Origin of the sequence: Hassallia byssoidea VB512170 (assembly GCF_000817785.2) — a bacterium.
Lineage (GTDB): Bacteria > Cyanobacteriota > Cyanobacteriia > Cyanobacteriales > Nostocaceae > Hassallia > Hassallia carrinoi.
This window is the reverse complement of record NZ_JTCM02000043.1, coordinates 20590-38675: the sequence shown is the minus strand read 5'-3', so window position 1 is coordinate 38675 and position 18086 is coordinate 20590. Positions and strand designations below refer to the sequence as shown.

Annotated in this window: 16 protein-coding genes; 6 read left to right on the top strand and 10 right to left on the bottom strand. The window is 40.3% G+C overall.

The window, feature by feature from the left end; all coding sequences use genetic code 11:
- The first annotated feature begins 249 nt into the window (after positions 1 to 249).
- Together PI95_RS37520 and PI95_RS18610 are read left to right on the top strand one after the other, a co-directional pair.
- Positions 250 to 444 (top strand): DUF6888 family protein, encoded by a 195-nt coding sequence (locus tag PI95_RS37520; RefSeq protein ID WP_373695712.1) that lies wholly within the window; start codon positions 250 to 252, stop codon positions 442 to 444.
- Positions 419 to 595: a DUF6887 family protein gene (locus tag PI95_RS18610; protein ID WP_163518995.1), complete on the top strand. Its 177-nt coding sequence runs from the start codon at positions 419 to 421 to the stop codon at positions 593 to 595. The genes PI95_RS37520 and PI95_RS18610 overlap by 26 nt, the downstream gene beginning before the upstream one ends.
- A 171-nt stretch (positions 596 to 766) precedes the next feature.
- On the opposite strand, the gene PI95_RS18605 is transcribed toward PI95_RS18610, so the two are convergent.
- Entirely contained in the window at positions 767 to 1243 is a 477-nt protein-coding gene (locus PI95_RS18605; protein WP_039752288.1) for a YqhA family protein, read from the bottom strand.
- A gap of 374 nt (positions 1244 to 1617) precedes the next feature.
- Between PI95_RS18605 and glyS the strand changes: the two genes are divergently transcribed.
- The 4 genes from glyS to PI95_RS18585 all read left to right on the top strand — a co-directional run bounded on the left by glyS (position 1618) and on the right by PI95_RS18585 (position 8798).
- Positions 1618 to 3768 (top strand): glycine--tRNA ligase subunit beta, encoded by a 2151-nt coding sequence (gene glyS / locus PI95_RS18600; protein WP_039752287.1) that lies wholly within the window; start codon positions 1618 to 1620, stop codon positions 3766 to 3768.
- 83 nt (positions 3769 to 3851) lie between these two features.
- Positions 3852 to 5468 (top strand): UDP-N-acetylmuramoyl-L-alanine--D-glutamate ligase, encoded by a 1617-nt coding sequence (gene murD, locus PI95_RS18595; protein WP_039752286.1) that lies wholly within the window; start codon positions 3852 to 3854, stop codon positions 5466 to 5468.
- A 182-nt stretch (positions 5469 to 5650) separates the two neighbouring features.
- Entirely contained in the window at positions 5651 to 7372 is a 1722-nt protein-coding gene (locus PI95_RS18590) for a S8 family peptidase (RefSeq protein WP_039752285.1), read from the top strand.
- A 337-nt stretch (positions 7373 to 7709) separates the two neighbouring features.
- Positions 7710 to 8798 carry a hypothetical protein gene (locus PI95_RS18585; RefSeq protein WP_039752283.1) on the top strand — a complete coding sequence of 363 codons (1089 nt, stop codon included), beginning with the start codon at positions 7710 to 7712 and terminating at the stop codon, positions 8796 to 8798.
- 74 nt (positions 8799 to 8872) lie between these two features.
- Here the strand turns inward: PI95_RS18585 and PI95_RS18580 are convergent, their stop codons facing one another.
- From PI95_RS18580 to PI95_RS18540, 9 genes are all read right to left on the bottom strand, one after another.
- Positions 8873 to 9760 carry a class I SAM-dependent methyltransferase gene (locus PI95_RS18580; protein ID WP_039752282.1) on the bottom strand — a complete coding sequence of 296 codons (888 nt, stop codon included), beginning with the start codon at positions 9758 to 9760 and terminating at the stop codon, positions 8873 to 8875.
- Between the two features lie 68 nt (positions 9761 to 9828).
- Complete coding sequence (locus tag PI95_RS18575) at positions 9829 to 11214, bottom strand: oligosaccharide flippase family protein (protein ID WP_052325713.1); 1386 nt, start codon at positions 11212 to 11214, stop codon at positions 9829 to 9831.
- 18 nt (positions 11215 to 11232) lie between these two features.
- Entirely contained in the window at positions 11233 to 11427 is a 195-nt protein-coding gene (locus PI95_RS18570; protein WP_163518994.1) for a hypothetical protein, read from the bottom strand.
- Between the two features lie 11 nt (positions 11428 to 11438).
- Positions 11439 to 12398: a glycosyltransferase family 2 protein gene (locus tag PI95_RS18565; RefSeq protein WP_039752281.1), complete on the bottom strand. Its 960-nt coding sequence runs from the start codon at positions 12396 to 12398 to the stop codon at positions 11439 to 11441.
- A gap of 65 nt (positions 12399 to 12463) precedes the next feature.
- Complete coding sequence (locus PI95_RS18560; RefSeq protein WP_039752280.1) at positions 12464 to 13423, bottom strand: glycosyltransferase family 2 protein; 960 nt, start codon at positions 13421 to 13423, stop codon at positions 12464 to 12466.
- A 24-nt stretch (positions 13424 to 13447) separates the two neighbouring features.
- Positions 13448 to 14614 (bottom strand): glycosyltransferase, encoded by a 1167-nt coding sequence (locus tag PI95_RS18555; RefSeq protein ID WP_236117102.1) that lies wholly within the window; start codon positions 14612 to 14614, stop codon positions 13448 to 13450.
- Between the two features lie 160 nt (positions 14615 to 14774).
- On the bottom strand, positions 14775 to 15848 hold the full coding sequence (locus PI95_RS18550; protein ID WP_039752279.1) for an acyltransferase family protein: 1074 nt from the start codon (positions 15846 to 15848) through the stop codon (positions 14775 to 14777).
- A gap of 15 nt (positions 15849 to 15863) precedes the next feature.
- Positions 15864 to 16883 carry an acyltransferase family protein gene (locus PI95_RS18545; RefSeq protein ID WP_039752277.1) on the bottom strand — a complete coding sequence of 340 codons (1020 nt, stop codon included), beginning with the start codon at positions 16881 to 16883 and terminating at the stop codon, positions 15864 to 15866.
- 13 nt (positions 16884 to 16896) lie between these two features.
- Complete coding sequence (locus tag PI95_RS18540) at positions 16897 to 18069, bottom strand: acyltransferase family protein (protein WP_163518993.1); 1173 nt, start codon at positions 18067 to 18069, stop codon at positions 16897 to 16899.
- Positions 18070 to 18086 lie beyond the last annotated feature (17 nt).

The following is an 18086-nucleotide window of genomic DNA, read 5'->3' as shown; positions in this document are numbered from 1 at the left end:
CATTGTTAATGCAACCCGATGCATTGTTAATGCAACCCGATGCATTGTTAATGCAACCCGATGCATTGTTAATGCAACCCGATGCATTGTTAATGCATCTCGATACAATGCGATCGCACCCCGATGCAATGCGATCGCCTTTTTGCTAAAATCCATAAGTCTGATAAATTGTCAAGCATAATTATGGATTCTCTCAAACAACAGATTGTCCAAAAACTAGAACGCATACCAGAAGAAGCAGGTGAATAATTGGAGCCAACGGCAGAGCAAAAGACGGTGATGTACAGAATTTGTCAGCAATTAACCAAGATGTACAGACCTATATATTTAATCACCACTGATAGCAGGACAGGCGATTTAATAATTATTGCGGGCGAAGAAACAGAGATATCAATTAGCCCCGAAGGGAAGGTGAACTATGAGTCAACCGAAGCCGAATTTTGAGCAAATGACCATCAAGCAGCTAAGGACTTATGTTTTAGCTCACAGAGATGATGAAGACGCAATACACGCCCTTGCTATACGTCTACGGAATGAAGGAAGGACAGGTACAGTAGATGAATTTTTGGCACATCTTCAACAGCAAACCGAATGACTTGGGCGGATGATTAGTCGTTGATTTTCCGGTCGTGCGTAGACGCGTAGCCTGCGGCAAGCCGCAGGCTAGCGGCTTGTCTGTGACATCGCTTGTTTTGTTTGTTGATGGCACGGTAAACTGAGTGTGGCGATCGCACTTGGGCATTTTCTGTTGCAAGATAAATTGTGGTTATTTCTTGTAATTCTTATGTGCGCTCAAAAAGTAAGTTAATGAGGCAATTACCAAGGCAACACTACCACCAAAAGTTAAAAAATTAGCATCACCTGACCAGGTTACAGCTTGCCCTAAAAACAATACACTTAAAACTACTATAATCACGCTGATTAATTTGCCTTTTAAGTCGTCTATATTGTGAATTTCTAACCATTCTGGTACATTGATGTTATCGTCAATAAACAATTCGTACAGCCCTAATGCTGTAATATAAAATACAGTTGACAGTAAAAACAAATCAATTACTTCAACTAGCGATACAACTAGTTTTTTTCCTCCTTTACTAGATACTGCACCATCATGTAATACCTGCAAAATCGCATTACCTGTTTGAATCACACCATAAAGTAAAACTGTAACCGAAGCGATAAACGAACAAATAACCGCTAAGAGAATCAATTGACGACTGCTAGCCAGAATCCGATGAATCATAGATAGACCTCAATGGACAAGTGTAAATTCAGTCAATGTGACTGGATTTGTCCACTCTGACTTTACTTGATTAGTGTCCCGGAAATATTTCCGGTCGGGAGCGCAAAATTATGGAAAAACGAACCGCAGAGTACGCTGAAAACACAGAGGAATAAGAGTTTGGGAGGTCTAACAGCGCTTATTCCTGTATTTAATAAATAAACTTACCTCAACGCGATCGCAACCAAACAAGTCGTTTTGCTCTTGCGCTGTCACCAAAAGTACTAAAGTAAACTTCAAAAGTCAGTTGATACCAATTCTCCAGGCATCGAATACAGCGCGATCGCCTGCATCGCAAGGTAAACTGTTGAAATTAGTGCGTTTATGATCACAGAATGACTAATTTTTTATTAGAAGTTGGTACAGAAGAATTACCCGCAAGCTTTCTCAGTAGCGCTGTTAAGCAGTGGAAACAGCGCATTCCCCAAAGTTTGCAAGCACACAATTTAACTAGCGATGCGGTGGAAGTTTACGGTACTCCCCGACGTTTGGCTGTGTTAATTACAAATTTACCAGCGCAGCAACCAGACAAAGAAGAAGAAATTAAAGGTCCCCCCGCACAAGCTGCGTTTAAAGATGGTAAACCGACACCGGCAGCAGCAGGGTTTGCGAAAAAGCAAGGTGTGGATGTTGCTGATTTTGAAATTCGTCCGACTGAGAAGGGTGAATTTATCTTTGTTAGAAAAAAAACTCCCGGTCGTCCGGTAGCAGAAATTTTGACGTTGTCTGTCAAAGAGTGGATTTTCAGCTTAGAAGGTAAGCGGTTGATGCGCTGGGGTGATGGTGATGTGAGATTTTCGCGTCCGATTCGTTGGTTGGTGGCTTTGTTGGATGATGCGGTGCTGCCGATTGAGTTGGATAATGGTTCGGAAGTTATAAAGAGCGATCGCCTAACTCACGCTCATCGTGTCTTACATCCACAACCAGTCACTATTCCCCACGCTAGTGATTATCTTACCACGTTACGTTCTGCTTTTGTCATTGTTGATGCGGATGAACGCGCAAATACAATTAAACAGCAAGTTCTCTCATCTGTGCAAAATCTCGACGGACACGTAGAAATCTACCCCGACTTGTTAGAAGAAGTCACAAATCTCGTAGAATTCCCCTCAGCGGTTGTGGGTAAATTTGAAGCTGATTTTTTAGAACTTCCCACGGAAGTGATTACCACTGTGATGGTAAGTCATCAACGTTATTTTCCCGTATTCAAATCGGCTAACAGCAAAGAACTACTTTCTTATTTCGTGACAATTTCCAACGGCGACCCCGCGAAATCAGATATCATTGCTGTGGGAAACGAAAGAGTTATCCGCGCTCGTTTAGCTGACGGTAAATTCTTCTACGACAGCGATTTAAAGAAGCCTTTAGAAAGCTTTTTACCGCAGTTAGAAAAAGTCACTTTTCAAGAAGATTTAGGTTCAGTGCGTGCGAAAGTTGAGCGAATCTGCAAAAATGCCGAAATCATTACAGCACAACTGCAATTAAGTCAATCAGAAACTAGCAACATTCAAAGAGCAGCTTTGCTTTGTAAAGCTGATTTAGTCAGCCAAATGGTGTATGAATTCCCAGAATTGCAGGGAATTATGGGAGAAAAATACGCGGCTAAAAGTGGAGAATCGCCGGAAGTTGCAACAGCAATTTTTGAACATTATTTACCACGAAACGCAGGTGATGATTTACCGCAAAGTCTCACAGGTCAGATTGTCGGCTTGGCAGACAGGCTGGATACTTTGGTAAGTATCTTCGGCTTGGGAATGATACCCACAAGTTCATCTGACCCGTTTGCTTTGCGAAGAGCGGCAAATGCGATAGTTAATATTACTTGGTTTGGGAATTTGGCGATTAATTTGCAAGAATTAATTGAGTCAATAGCCAGGAATTTTGCTACAGCTTATAACAAAGATGGTGAGAAGTTAATTACAGCACTAAAAGACTTTTTCTTACAACGCATTCGCACGCTGTTGCAAGAAGAGAAATCGATAGATTATGACTTAGTGAATGCAGTGTTGGGAGAAAACGATGCAGAATATGCGGAACGCGCTTTAAAAGATTTATTGGATGTACGCGATCGCGCTTTATTCTTGCAAGAAATTCGCAACGACGGCACGTTAGATAAAATCTACGAAACCGTCAACCGTTCAACTCGGTTAGCAGCGCAAGGTGATTTGGACTTCATCCAGCTTAATCCCACGGTTGCAGTCAATCCCGAATTATTTCAAAAAGCCTCAGAAAAAGCGTTTTATGATGGTTTAATCGAGTTAGTGCCAGAAACAGAATCCGCAAAGCGATCGCGAAACTATAGGCAGTTAGTAACAGCACTCGAAAAAATTGCTCCTGCCGTCGGCAACTTTTTTGATGGTGCAGAAAGCGTCTTAGTAATGGATTCAAATCCAGAAGTCAAGCGCAACCGATTACATTTACTCGGATTACTTCGCAATCATGCCCGTGTTTTAGCTGATTTTGGTGCCGTGGTAAAAAATTTGTAGCCTAAGCGAACAAAAAATGGTGTAAATTATGCCAAGAAACGCTACGATAGTGACACTTAACCAGGGATAACAGAAGACAGTCTATGTCCAAAGCTCATGTAATTGGATTCGGAAAGTCCGGTGTTGCTGCGGCGAGATTGTTGAAAAAGGAAGGTTGGGAGGTGGTGCTTAGTGATTCTGCTAACGCGGATATCCTTGCTTCACGCAACACCTCCGAAAACTTCCTTCACCAGCAACAAGAACTTACCACCTTGGGAATAACTGTTAAATTGGGATATTCCCTGGATTTGAATGATGCCGATTTACCACAGTTAATTGTCGTCAGCCCAGGTGTACCTTGGGATATTCCCTTATTAGTCAAAGCGCGAGAATTGGGGATTGAAACTATCGGGGAAATGGAACTCGCTTGGCGTCATTTACAAACTATACCTTGGGTGGGAATCACCGGCACCAACGGGAAAACTACCACCACAGCCTTAACAGCCGCAATTTTTCAAGCCGCCGGATTTAACGCCCCCGCTTGCGGTAACATCGGCTTGGCAGCTTGCGAAGTCGCACTTTCTCAGGATGGGGGAGTGGGGGAGTGGGGAGTAGGGGGACAAGGGGGACAAGGAAGACAAGGGGGACAAGGGGGACAAGGAGAACTCGCAACTCCTAACTCCCCACTCTTAACTCCTAACTCCTCACTCGCAACTCCTAACTCCCCACTCCCAACTCCCCACTTTCAACTCCCCACTCCCCACTCCCCACTCCCCACTCCCCACTCCCCAATTGACTGGGTAATTGCTGAATTTAGCAGTTATCAAATAGAATCTTCTAATACTGTTGCTCCCCGCATCGGTGTTTGGACGACTTTTACACCAGATCATCTTGCTCGTCATAAAACTTTAGAGAACTATTACAATATCAAAGCGAAATTATTGCGACAGTCTCAGCTACAAGTTTTCAATGGGGATGACGCATATTTAAGCAAGGTGGGTGCAAGTCAATGGAGTGACGCTTATTGGACAAGTGTTAAAGGTAAAGATTATCTGATTGGTGAAAAAGGCTTTTATATAGAGGATGGCTGGGTTGTCGAATTAAACAACTCAGCACCCGAAAGAATAGTTGAAGTGTCAGCTTTGCGGATGGTAGGCGAACACAATCAGCAAAATCTGCTAATGTCGGTAGCAGCAGCGCGGTTGGCGGGAATAGAGAAAGATGCTATATCTGGTGCTATTCGTGAATTCCCCGGCGTTCCCCATCGCCTTGAGCATATCTGCACTTGGGAAAATATCGATTTTATCAACGACAGCAAAGCGACTAACTACGACGCTGCGGAAGTTGGTTTAGCATCGGTGCAAAGTCCGGTGATTTTGATTGCTGGTGGGGAAGCCAAAGCTGGGGATGATACAGCGTGGCTGGCAAAAATTAAGGTGAAAGCCGCTGTGGTATTACTTATAGGTAGTGCGGCTGAAAGTTTTGCCAAACGCTTAGAACAGGTGGGGTATACTAACTACGAAATTGTGGAAACAATGGAAAATGCGGTTAAGCGATCGCCATCCTTAGCACTCACATATCAAGCGTCTGTAGTGCTGCTGTCTCCAGCTTGTGCAAGTTTTGATCAGTATCCTAATTTTGAAGCGCGTGGTGATGATTTTCGGGCTTTGTGTTTTAAGTGGGTAGGGAGTGGGGAGTGGGGAGTGGGGAGTGGGGAGTAGGGACTGGGAAAGAGATTTTTATATTTCTTTGTTCTGTCCTTTGCCTTTTTTTGCGTAAATATAAAGTTGGATTCTTTACTGGTGACTGGGGATTGGGAATATATAGCACTCATGACTCGCACTTATCCTAATCCCTAGTCCCTAGTCCCTAGTCCCTAATCCCTAGTCCCCAATTCAATTTTATGCATAGCGATCGCCTAAACAACACAAATAATTTAAGTCCTAAGTTTGAAGGCTTTTTTATTGAGATGGTAATGCCGGGACAAAAGCAAAGAGTCCAGGAAATTGTTACTAAAGTCTTCGGTTTAGATTGGCAGGTGAAATCTGTTGGTGACAATCGCACTGAGTTTCAAGTCACCCTCAACAAAAAAGTTTATAGTGTGAAGGATGCTTGGGATAAATCTTATAATCTGCGATCGCAACCGGGAGTGGTGGATGCACAACCATTGTTTGCGGTTCCTTTAGCTGATAATTCGCAATCAGAACCTATAGGTGACACTCAGGGTCAAATAGAAGAACAAAGTAATGATGTTGAATGGGGTCTTAAGCAAGTGCGAGTTTTTGAAGCATGGTCGCGCTTTTTCCCTGACCCGAAGCGACCACCAGGACATGATATTATTATTGGGTTGCCGGATACAGGTTATTCAGAACATCCAGAAATTATTCGTAATTTGCTTTTGGCGAAAGGCTACGATTTTCTTAAGAAAGATAAAGACCCAAAAGATGAACTAGAAAGGTCTTTTGGTGAAGTTATAAATAATCCCGGTCACGGTACATCAACAGCAAGTATAGCCATCAGTCCCAGAGGAAGGCAAGGCGATTATCTCAGTGGGAAAGCTGTTACGGGAGTTGCACCCGGAGCCAAAGTAGTACCTCTGCGAGTTTCGTATTCAGTGGTATTACTGAGCGTGCAAAATCTGGCTGAGGCGATCGAATATGCGGCAGATAATAATATCCATGTTTTGTCAATCAGCCTAGGGACTGGTTTTTTTAATCAGCGTCTGCGGAGTGCGATAATTTATGCTCAAAAACGAGGCGTAATTATAGTAGCAGCATCTGGCACTTTTGTTCCCTACGTAGTTTGGCCCGCTGCCTATGATGAGGTGATTGCTGTAACTGGTAGCAATGTACTGCGTCAGATTTGGTCGGGTGCATCGCGAGGACCTCAAGTTGATGTTACCGCACCTGCTGAGAAAGTTTGGTATGCGAAAGTCGAGAAGATAGATAATGAACTTAGATATAATATACTTCAAGGCTCCGGGACTTCATTTTCTGCGCCACTAGTTGCGGGTGTAGCGGCTTTATGGCTGTCGTATCATGGAAGAGAGCAATTAATTAAGCGCTACGGAGCCGAAAAGATTCCTTTTATCTTTAATCAGATTCTGCGCGATAGTTGCGAAAAGTTCCCGACATGGAAGCCGAATAAATTTGGTGCAGGAATTGTCAATGCAGAGAAAGTTCTTGCTGCACCATTACCTGATAATCTTAGTCGCACTAATTTTGCACCAGCGATCGCCTTACAACAACATCCAGCTATAGACAACGGAAGGCTAGAAACTTTCGCCCATCTGTTTGAAAACCAACTATCCGACAGTCAACCAAAAGCTAATTTTATCGCACCTGCAAAAGATAACACGAAACTGCAAGCAAGTCTGGCGGAACTGTTACAAACAACAGAAACTCAGTTACCACAACGATTGAAAGAGGTAGGGCAAGAGTTAGCTTTTCATATTACTACAAATCCAAAGCTTTATCAGCAATTAGCAAAAACTCTATCTACTGAAAAGTCCGATCCGAATCAGTTGAAAACAAAATCTTTAACTGAATCATCAAACAATTTAGATTCAGTGCGCGAGATATTGTTGCAAAATGTATCTGAAGTTTTGAAAACAAAATTGAGATGAAATAATAGTCTCTAATGTCACCTCATACCAATTCTATGTGAGGTTGCGCTTCCCATCTGTGTAGGGGCAATTCATGAATTGCCCCTACTGAATGCGTTCGTGCGTGCATAATTCCGCGCTTACGCATCTTTATACAGAATTGGTCTTGTGAACTTTGTACCCTTAGCTCGTAGTGAGCGGTTTACCGCTCAATTGCAAAGCTTTCAAGAGGTAGAGCCGCTTATTGCACTAGTGTAAATACATAGAAATGAGTACATAAGCAATCCAGATAAATGCTCATGACATTCAGTGTGCTACCAAATACATTGGACTCTGGAAACACAAGATAGACTATTTCATGAGCTTTTTTCCCTTTTTGACCAGGCGGTTGCAGCTATCTACTTTACTGATATTCATAGCTAGTGTAATTGTCACTCTTGTTCTCGGCTGTATGCCAACTCCCAGCCAAACTCCTACACGAGACAAGTTTCTCCAACCCTTTTCATCCACATCGATTTGGAATATGCCCATAGGCTCAAATGCCCAATACATACCTGCTGGAATCGACAAGGCAGCTTATGGTGGGGTAGACCAAGAGTATTTCTACAAACTCAAAGCAGACGATCCCTACCGTCCAGTTTATGTTCCTGGTGCTTGGGGTGAAGGACGCTGTACAGGCACTAAACCTGTGGAATTGTGGCTGCCCATTCCAGACGATTTAATTGTTCCAGATGCCACGACTAAGCCCTACAGCACACCGAACAATGGGAGTGCCTTTCTCATGCCAGATGGTAAAACCTTAGTGCAGCTTGAACCCCTGGCTCGTTGTCAACATGGAGGTTCAATTTATGGTTGGCGTTATCCCAACATTGATATTTACGGAGAGGGAATAGGGGGAGCGCATTTTGGTTCTGGTCTTTCTGCTATTGGTGGTTCTGTTCGCAAAGGTGAACTCACCAGCAATCAGCCTATTCGTCATGCATTAAAAGTTCTTCTTTGGGGAGAAAAATATCTTTATTACTCAAAGGAAAATCCTGGGCATCGCTGGCCCGCAGATCGTGCAGATGCCAATGCTGCCAAACAGTATCATGGTAAAAACCCCGCGCTTGTGCAAGGAGCGCTTTTAGCAATTCTTCCCAGCCAAACCGAAGAAAGTCTTAACTTGCAAACACCTGCTGCGAAAAAAATATTTCATGCCTTGCAAGATTACGGTGCTTATGTTGTTGATGATGCCGGTTGGGACGCTCATTACCTCGCAGTGGAAAGAGGAGTTTTGGATGAGTTTCGCAAAACCTTCGGCTATGATTTCGAGGGTACAAGCGGACAGTTTCACGACGACTTTATGAAGCTATTTCAAGCATTGCAAATTGTCGATAACAATACAGCAAACAGTCTTGGTGGTGGTGGAATTCCGCGTGCTGCTCTTGCTCCACCGATTGGAAACTGAAGAATAAGCGAGGGGCAACCGTCGTAGAGACGTTCCGATGGAACGTCTCTACAATATGTATGATTTGCCAGATATCAAGAACCAAAAGTGAATAATTTTCTCATTTTGGCATTTATGTATGGTCGCCGAATTTTCGCATCTTTCAAAAGAGAGATAAAATCCGGAAGTGAGATTTTTTCTTTTTTAACAAACTCCATTGGTTTAAATTGAAAAAACGATTTTTGACTATACCAAGTCATTAGCATTTTATTTTGCAAAAATAAAAAAGGTGTCTGATTAACAAATTTTAAGTTTGATTTTAAATGAGTAGGAAAATTCTCATAAACAGCAGAAAATGCTTCTGTAATTATTGCGATGCCGGAAGTTTTCAGCATTAAGTTAATATCTCTAATGGCGGCAACGGGGTCAGTCAAATGTTCTAAAACTTCAAAAGAAAGTACAACATCATACTGAGATGTCAGACAAGAGTTATAATCAGAGATAAGATTTACGCGATCGCCTATCAAATCGTAATGGGCAAACCGCTTTGTAGCAAATTCATATGTTTTACTTCCAGGAATGTCGAAATAGTTAATTTTAAAGTTGTTTCTCACAAGTTCTAAAGAATCATTGCCGGTGCCGTCACCTAACATGAGAATTGCTAAATCATCAAGTGGGCGATTATTTTTTTGGGCATATAAGCGAATCCTTTCAATCGCTTGTTGAATCCAAAGCTGTCTTTCTTGTGATGCCCAAAAAACCATAGTCTCAATTATTAATCCATATCCTTCTTTGTAGAGTTGTTCCATCTTGTCGTCATATTGATGCGGAGTTACTCCAAAATGCTTTGCTTCTTGAACCACAGTCCCTTCACCTAAAGCCTGCATCCACACTCTATGTTCTACTTCCGGTCTGGGTAAATCGGTAAAATTAACTAGTTCATCAACAATTTCCTGATAACTCAAAGGAAGTTTAATGTTCATAGTCTTGTACCGCTAACTTTAATTACATTGTAGCTAGGACGCTTAGGCTAATCTAAGCGTCTTTCTTGTCAAGACCTCAAGATTTGTAAATAGCCAACAAGGGTATTTCTTTCTTTAGTTGATGTTAGTGGAAGCAGTAGTAACAAACAAGACAGGTAACGAGCTGAACCAGGTAATGTACTTAAAACCAAAACAGCAACGGTGATGCCGTACCAAATAAGAGCTTTAGTGTAATTTAAATTGCCCAATTCTTTGACTATATATATATGGAGCAGTAGGTAACTAGCTAATGCACATATTTCAGCCCAGCCATAACCAACTATTCCCAGCTGCGGTACTAGCAAAAATGCAGCGCCGGCAAAAAGTGCGACATGAGCTGCATGAAACCAACCAACTAATAAATTTCTACCCAGTAGATAAAGTACTGAGCAATGTAAATTGAAGATGGAATTGGAAAGATAGCTAACGGCAATAAATGGAAAGACGTGCAGCACTGGAGTCCAATTTTTCCCAAAAATCAGTAATAATACTATCGGACCAAACAGCGCAAAACCTGCCATTGGTACACCAACTGCTAGCGCTTGCAAGCGCATTCCTTCTTCAATACTGTGACGCAAACGAGTTTTGTCATTTTCGAGTTTAGCAAGCGCTGCCATAGCCAAACGCCAAGTTACTGACTTCGCAAAGGAAAGCATTTCGACTAAGCGAATGGCAAGAGAAACAAAACCCACAGCTTCAGCGCCGGCGAAACGTCCAACAATGATTGGATTGACAAGCGATCGCAATTGCCATAACCAAGTCGAACTAGAATAGCTTAAGCCATACTTCAGCATCTCCCGAATTAAACTTGGCTTCCAGCACAAGCGCGGACGAAGTTTAGTACTTGAATAAGTCAGCGCAACCATAGTGATTTGCTGAAGCCACAAACCAGCAGTAGGCGCCCAAGCACCAGCTTGTTGATGCGCTAGTGGCAGCGCTATCACGTAGTAGCTAATTTGACTGATTAACTCAATATATGCCACGCGCTTAAAATTTAAGTCGCGGTCGAGTTTAATTGTTAAAGGTATATTTAACAATGATAAAGGTAAAGTCAAACCCAAAGCCGCCAAAAACGGTGCTGCTTCTGGAAGGTTAAGCATTTGGGCGATAATATGTTGCCCTAATACCAAACTAAGGGCAAAGGTTCCACCAAAACATAGCAACAGAGTAAAAGCTTGGTCATAATCTTCTTGCTCTGGGTTGCTGGTTTTGCGTAATAAATAAACATCCAAACCCCATATACCCAAACCGCCCAAAAAGCCGACAATTCCATAACCCACTCCATACAATCCGTACTGGGCAGGTCCAATAACTCTTGTGATAAATATTACTCCTATTAGGCTGAGTAATATTCCCAGAGCTTGTCTTACAACCAGTAAGGCTCCACCCTTTATGACTTGATTACGCAGTCCCACAGTTACTCCAAAAAGCGATTAGGTATTGGGCAATTTGAGGAGGGGAAAAGGGTAAAGGGTAAAGGGAAAAGGGTAAGAAAAAAGAAATATTTCTCCCCCTTGTCCCCTACTCCCCCTTGTCCACGCCAGACGCCTCAACGGAGGACGCCTCCGCACAGCGCTGGCTCCCCTTGTCTCCTTGTCCCCTTGTCTCCCTGTCTCCCCACTCCCCATTCCCCATTCCCTTAAATTGCGCGAAATGACAAACGACGACGTAAAGCACGATTAAACGATCGCACTTTTTCATAACCCTCAAATCCCAGCAACTGTAGTACGGCGATCGCTACACTCAAGCGGATAACCCAAGGTTTTAAAAGCAGTTGCGGATAGTTGGCGATCGCTAAGTTGCGATAATGTGCCGCTTGTTGAAAATCTTTGTTATCTATAGACCTCCAAGCAAGATAAATATACAATCTTCCATAGCTTTGCGGTCTAAGATACAATACTTCTGTTGGCAAAGCTCGATATGTTTTCTCAATCAATCGCCGGAAACCTTCTAACATCGACTGGCAATCTTTTGATTTATTATTAGGATGCTGTCGATATTTCACTAAAGGTTCTTTTACCACTGCATAGTGATAACGAGAGGCGATTCTAATCCACATATCTACATCTTCGATGTAGCTACTTTCATCAAATAAGCCGAGAGTTTCAAAACAAGAACGGCGAATCATCGGTGAACTTCCACAACAAACCGAGCTATCACACGATTCAAAAACCTTTTTGTAGACATCACCTTCTTCAGTATGTCTCATAACTATGCCTGTAAGCTTACCACTTTCATCCATGTAAGCTGTCCAAGCATCAACTAGACCAACTAAAGGATTATTATCTAAACAATTTGCTTGTTTTTCTAATTTAGTCGGTTCCCAAATATCATCAGCATCTAAAAAGGCAATATATTCGCCTTGAGATTCGGTAATTCCTTTATTTCGTGCTGCTGCCGTTCCTTGATTTGCTTGGGAAATAACTTTGATTCTGGGGTCAGTTATTTGAGAACCCCATTCGACAATTTCATCAGAACTACCATCATTAACAATCAATACTTCAAAATCAGTCAAAGTTTGCTGCAAGACGCTCTCCACGGTTTCCGGGAGATATTTCATTGCATTATATGCGGGAACAACAACGGATACTTTTGGCATGTTTTTACTTCGGGAAAATAATCAGGTTTTTTTAATTAATTGAGCGCTAAAGCGCTCACTACGAATTAAGTTACAGGAGTTGATATACTGCGACGCATTGTTTGTACAAGCGATCGCACTTTGTCATAAGTTTGCGAACCCAGCCGTTTTAGCAGCGCTAAAGCAATACTTTGACGGAGAAAATCCCAAGATAAAATTAGTTGCGGATGATGAGCGATCGCTTGATGATTATAATGAATTGCTTGTTCAAAGTCCTTATTATTAATCGCTCTCCAAGCTAAATAAAGATTAACGCGAGCATATCCTTTATCTCTTAAAGGTAGTAATTCAGCGGGTACAGTTTCAAAAGCTTGTTCTATAATTGTCCGAAATGCTTCTAAAGTTCCTTTACAGTTAGTAGATTTACTTTGAGGATGCTGTCGATAGCGAACCAAAGGTTCTTTTACTACTCCAAATTCATAACTAGCAGCAAGACGAATCCACATATCTAAATCTTCGAGAAAAGGTAAATCTGGATTAAATAATCCAACATTGTCAAAACAACTGCGACGAATCAAAGGTGTACTGTCACAGCAACAAACTGGTTTAAATTGCACAAGTTGTTTCCAGACATCACCTTCAGCAGAAGAAACAATTATTCTTCCTGTAGATTTACCTTGTTGGTTAATTAAAATCGTCCAGGTATCTACTAAACCAATTGAGGGATTTTCTTCAAGAAAACGTACTTGCTTTTCTAATTTGGTTGGTTCCCATAAATCATCAGCATCCAAAAGCGCGATATACTCACCTTTCGCGGCAGTAATACCTGTATTTCTCGCAACAGATGAACCTTGATTTTTTTGGCAAATTACTCTCACTCGCGGATCTGTGATTTGCGTTGCCCATGCCGCAGTTCCATCGGAACTACCATCATCAACTATTAACACTTCAAAATCAGAAAATGTTTGTTTTAAAACGCTCTCTATTGTTTCTGGAAGATAAGCAAGAGCGTTGTAAGCCGGGATAATTACAGAAACTTTAGGCATAGAATCCCCCTGAATTTAATAAGTTTATTTAGATACAATCGTTTCTAAAATCGCGTTGCGGTAGCTTAATGTTACCGCATCCCAGCTGAAGCGCATGGCGTTCAGTCGTGGTTGTATTTCTCTTTTTGAATAGAGAACTTTTGCCAGTGCAGCCGCGTAAGTATCTGGGTTAGTTACGTCACACAATACACCAGCGTCAGCGACAATGTAACGCCGCATTTCGTCGTCAGTCGCGACGACAGGTAAGCCACTTGCCATTGCTTCTATGTAAGCCAGTCCGAATGGCTCATCAATAGAAGGAAGAGTGAATACATCTGCACTGCGATAGATTTCTGGCATTCGCTCATAGGGATATGTGCAGATTAAGAAGCGTTGGGAACCGAGTAACTCGTCACCGAGAGATTGAAAGTAAGCGCGATCGCATCCATCACCGCACAATAAAAGGCTAGCGTGGGGTAGTCGCGCTACTGCTTGCATCGTCAGTTCAATGCGTTTGTGACTGTTGCGCTTTAAAGAAGCTACACATAATACGATTGGTTTTGCCAAATTAAAATCGATAGTAGTTCCTAACGGTGTAAATTGATCGAGGTCTACACCGTTAGGAATAACGTTAACAAGTTGCTTCGGTTGTTCGCTATGAACAAAATCTGCCATTGCTTGCGAAAAAACCACCAAGCGATCGGGTTGAAAACGCAGGTTGCGTTTTAAAGAACGTCCATCCCCCATTAATCCTACATGTTCGGTAAAAATAATCGGTGTACCAATTAAAGCTCTGACAAAAGCCGCCATCGCTAATCCACCATAATCATTACAGGGAAATATCACATCTGCGCGGCGACGTAATAAGTGAAAAGCACAAGGTAGAAAATTGGTAAGATGTTCGATAACGATTTCCGGATGAGTCGCAAACCGATGCACTAACGGCGCAATCAGCGGATGACGCACCGCATGATAAGCTTGAACGCGAGAAATACCACCAGTCGGATGACAAAAAGAACCGCAGTCAGCTCCACTTAACAGTTCAACATCAAAGTAAGCACTCAATCGCTTGGCTACTTCTATCGCAAAAATCTCCGATCCACCACTCCAGTTAATTCCCGCACTCGGATGAACCAATACAACTCGATAACGCCGTTCATGTGGCGTTGTCAGTGCGGCGTTATTAGTATCAAGTATTTGCTGGTTCATCATTTTTATATATTTAAAAAGTTTAATTCGTAGTGAGCGCTTCAGCGCTCTCTTTGCCCCTAATACAAATCCAGTAATAATTCAACGAAACATTTTTTTAAAGCGCTAAAGCGCTTACTACAATAATTCAACTAAATATATTTTTAAAGCGCTGAAGCGCTTACTACGTTGTCGCTAACTTAGGTTTAAAAATTGAAAGCAATGGCTTCTCAATATAAGAATAAACAGCACATCCAAATAAAAGAGCTATGAAAGCAATTATCAATCCCAGCATATTTAAAATCAGAATATTTTCAGTAATATCAGGAGCAACTTTGAGAATCAACTTGGTAATATTATTGATAAAAAATCCGTGCATTAAGTAAATAGAATATGATGCATTTCCTATATATATCAAAATTTTATTTACATGTACATGTTTCCTCATTTCTAGAGATGTAGAGCCAATTACTAAAAGCATCGAAGGAATACCAAAGGAAATTACAGGCGATATATCTACAACTTTGTAGTAATAATTGATTGCTCCTAAAGTATATAAAAAAGCCCCCAGACAAATTAAAGTCATTTCTTGAGGAATTTTATGTTTAGATACAATGTAAGCTGCTACGCAACCGAGAAAAAACTCTAAATTATGTTCGTTAAAAATAAAATTAAGCATAAAGCTGTCTTTCGGCAAATCGAAAATACCAATAAAATGTGTAAATGTCAATAACAGCCAGGTGGAAATTATGGGAAAACATAGCTTGGGTTTTAAGCCAATTAATAAACCAAATATGATATAAAAGAAAACTTCATAGCTCAATGTCCAGCTAACACCGAGAAAGCTGCTGGCGAGAATTTCTTGTCTTTGAGGAAATAAGATAAAAGCTTTGAATATTTCTAAAACATTTCTCTGACTGGTGTCAGGATCGTAAGCAAAGAATAAAGAAGCGGATAACTTGAGCGTCAAAACTACCCAATAAATCGGGTAAATTCGGGTAACTCGTTTAATAAAAAATGACTTCAGCTTGCTTCTATTGCCAATATCTGATTGGTGAATATATAAGATAATAAATCCGCTTAATACAAAGAAGAAATCTACACCTGAGCCACCAAAATTAAATATTTTACCGAAAAAGTCTTTTTGGAAATTTTGATTAAATATCAGGTCACAGTGAGCAAATATTACCATGACGGCGGCGATTCCTCGAAACACCTGGAGGAGATTTAGTTTTTGATGATTTGCAGATTTAGCCATAAAAATCTCCTTTGATTACTTAACTCCGCCAATTGAATACATAAATATTTTGCTTTTACTTAGCAAGAATTTATAAAGTATAATCGGTCCCAAAATTCCCATAAAACTTACGACGGTAAAATATAAAATTGGATTTGGTAAACCCAAAAATTTAGTTATAAAAATTATTGTTCCACGGGTAAAATATCCATGAAAGAGGTAAATTATCATACTGGCAACTCCTAAAGACACAAAAGAGGTTGCAATTGCATGACGTAAATGTTCAAGTTGCTTAGGTAAAAGTATTTTTTCTCGTGAATTTGTGACCGCGTACATAGATAAAAAAGCTATTGGTCCATTAATAATTCTAGAGTTTTCAATATTACTAACTGCTATAAAATACTTGGTCAAAACCATTGTAGTTATACCACAAATAAATATGAAAAATATCAAAAATGGTAACTTCTCTAAATATAAACGAATTTTATCTAAGTAAGAGGCTATAAATACACCAAATGCGTAGAAGAGATTCCAATAACCAAAACCCAGAATAAATAAAAGAATCGATACTGAAAAGTATACTAAATTGGATTTGAAATATTTAAAACAAATAAAAGATAACAAAGTAGCGAAAATTAAAGCGTGAAGAAACCAAAAAATTTCATATGGAAATACTGTTGCTTTGATGATATCCAAAAAATTAAACTGCTTACCTTTGGACAAAGATTGAAAAACAAAATAAATGGGTGCCCAGCAAATTAAGGGAATTATTAATTTTTCAAACTTAGAGGTGACAAATTTTTTGAAAGTGGTATTTTTATTACTAAACGCAGCAAAAGCTACACCAGAAGCAATAAAGAATATTGGCATGTGAAAAGTATTAATCAAATCACATAACCATCCGAGAGGGGAGAGGTCTGAATTGTATATTTGCCGCATACCGTAGTCGCGGTTATAGCCAATGACATGACCGATGACAACGAGAGCGATCGCAACTCCTCTAATTAAATATAAACTTTCAGATAAATTCTTCTTAAAATTAGCATTGACATTCATGTAAATCTCCTATCTAAACGCGAAATAAAAGTTTTGAAATCGGTTTTACTCTCATAGACATAGATGTTATTAACCAACTGGTAATGAAGGTTATACTCGTGAGTGTCAACATAATAGTTATCGGTGATATCTTCAAAAGCTCATCGGTAATTTTGCCCATCAAGCTGACATAAATCATCAATACTAAATAATGGATGAGATATATACCGAAAGAGCAGACACCTAAATTTTCGATGTAGCGATTATTTGAAAATCTAGTTGAAACACCAATACCACTTAGTAGTAAACAAAAAGCAGTTCCTATTTCATATATAGATTGAGGAAAATATATTATCTTCTCTATACTCATTAAATTCAGAGCAGATATACCAGCCATGAAAATTAAGAAAATCACTGCTTGATTTATATCAAGTTTTTCTACTTGTTTTCTCATATATGGATGATTGATAATCATCGCGAGTAAAATGTATGGCAAACATTTTAACAGCCACGCTATTACTACTAAACCAATTCTGAGTATTTGATTGTTGTTACCGCTGGGGAATATTAACTTGGTGAATTGTTGAAAGGCAACTGAGCAAGAATTAGTAACTTCTAAGCAGTTGACACCAAATTTGGCAAAAAATTCAAAGTTGTTTCCCGACACTATCTGAAGTTCGTATATAACAATACTGACAATAAATAACACAATTAGCGTTGTCAGACTAATGCGCTTTTTGACTAAAAACTCTGCAAATACGATTAAAAAACTACCCGTGAATAAAAGTGGCAAAAAATAAAGATGAATTGATGCACCACCGAGAAAAATTAGCAGTACCGGGTCTTGAAATAATTTACTTAAATTTTCCGATGCACTTAGAGATTTAACTAATCGTATAGAAAGGTAGATAAGACTCCAGTAAAAATATGGTACTAGCAGTCGCTCAGACCTTGATTTAAAAATGGAAACTAAAGAATGTTGTTGATTGCTTGTATATAGCTTTTTTGTCATTAAATAGAAAGATAAAGCTAAAAAAAAGGGGACGGCAAATCTGCTCATCTCCACGAGTGCTGCTGTGACGTTATTTGTAGGTATACCTGAATAAAGCATCAATGAACCTGCGTGAATTAACGCCACAGCATAAGCGGAAATGCCTCGAAATAAGTCAATCCCAACTAATCTTTTTTTAACTTTACTTTCTGACATATGCGTTGTCATGATTA

Excerpts from the sequence above, each read along its gene's own strand:
- PI95_RS18590 (WP_039752285.1), top strand. The coding sequence starts at position 5,651 with ATGCATAGCGATCGCCTAAACAACACAAATAATTTAAGTCCTAAGTTT.
- murD (WP_039752286.1), top strand. The coding sequence starts at position 3,852 with ATGTCCAAAGCTCATGTAATTGGATTCGGAAAGTCCGGTGTTGCTGCG.
- PI95_RS18565 (WP_039752281.1), bottom strand. The coding sequence starts at position 12,398 with ATGCCAAAAGTATCCGTTGTTGTTCCCGCATATAATGCAATGAAATAT.
- PI95_RS18550 (WP_039752279.1), bottom strand. The coding sequence starts at position 15,848 with ATGGCTAAATCTGCAAATCATCAAAAACTAAATCTCCTCCAGGTGTTT.
- PI95_RS18545 (WP_039752277.1), bottom strand. The coding sequence starts at position 16,883 with ATGAATGTCAATGCTAATTTTAAGAAGAATTTATCTGAAAGTTTATAT.
- PI95_RS18560 (WP_039752280.1), bottom strand. The coding sequence starts at position 13,423 with ATGCCTAAAGTTTCTGTAATTATCCCGGCTTACAACGCTCTTGCTTAT.
- PI95_RS18605 (WP_039752288.1), bottom strand. The coding sequence starts at position 1,243 with ATGATTCATCGGATTCTGGCTAGCAGTCGTCAATTGATTCTCTTAGCG.
- PI95_RS18585 (WP_039752283.1), top strand. The coding sequence starts at position 7,710 with ATGAGCTTTTTTCCCTTTTTGACCAGGCGGTTGCAGCTATCTACTTTA.
- PI95_RS18610 (WP_163518995.1), top strand. The coding sequence starts at position 419 with ATGAGTCAACCGAAGCCGAATTTTGAGCAAATGACCATCAAGCAGCTA.
- PI95_RS18540 (WP_163518993.1), bottom strand. The coding sequence starts at position 18,069 with ATGTCAGAAAGTAAAGTTAAAAAAAGATTAGTTGGGATTGACTTATTT.
- PI95_RS18555 (WP_236117102.1), bottom strand. The coding sequence starts at position 14,614 with ATGATGAACCAGCAAATACTTGATACTAATAACGCCGCACTGACAACG.
- PI95_RS18570 (WP_163518994.1), bottom strand. The coding sequence starts at position 11,427 with ATGGGGAGTGGGGAGACAGGGAGACAAGGGGACAAGGAGACAAGGGGA.
- glyS (WP_039752287.1), top strand. The coding sequence starts at position 1,618 with ATGACTAATTTTTTATTAGAAGTTGGTACAGAAGAATTACCCGCAAGC.
- PI95_RS18580 (WP_039752282.1), bottom strand. The coding sequence starts at position 9,760 with ATGAACATTAAACTTCCTTTGAGTTATCAGGAAATTGTTGATGAACTA.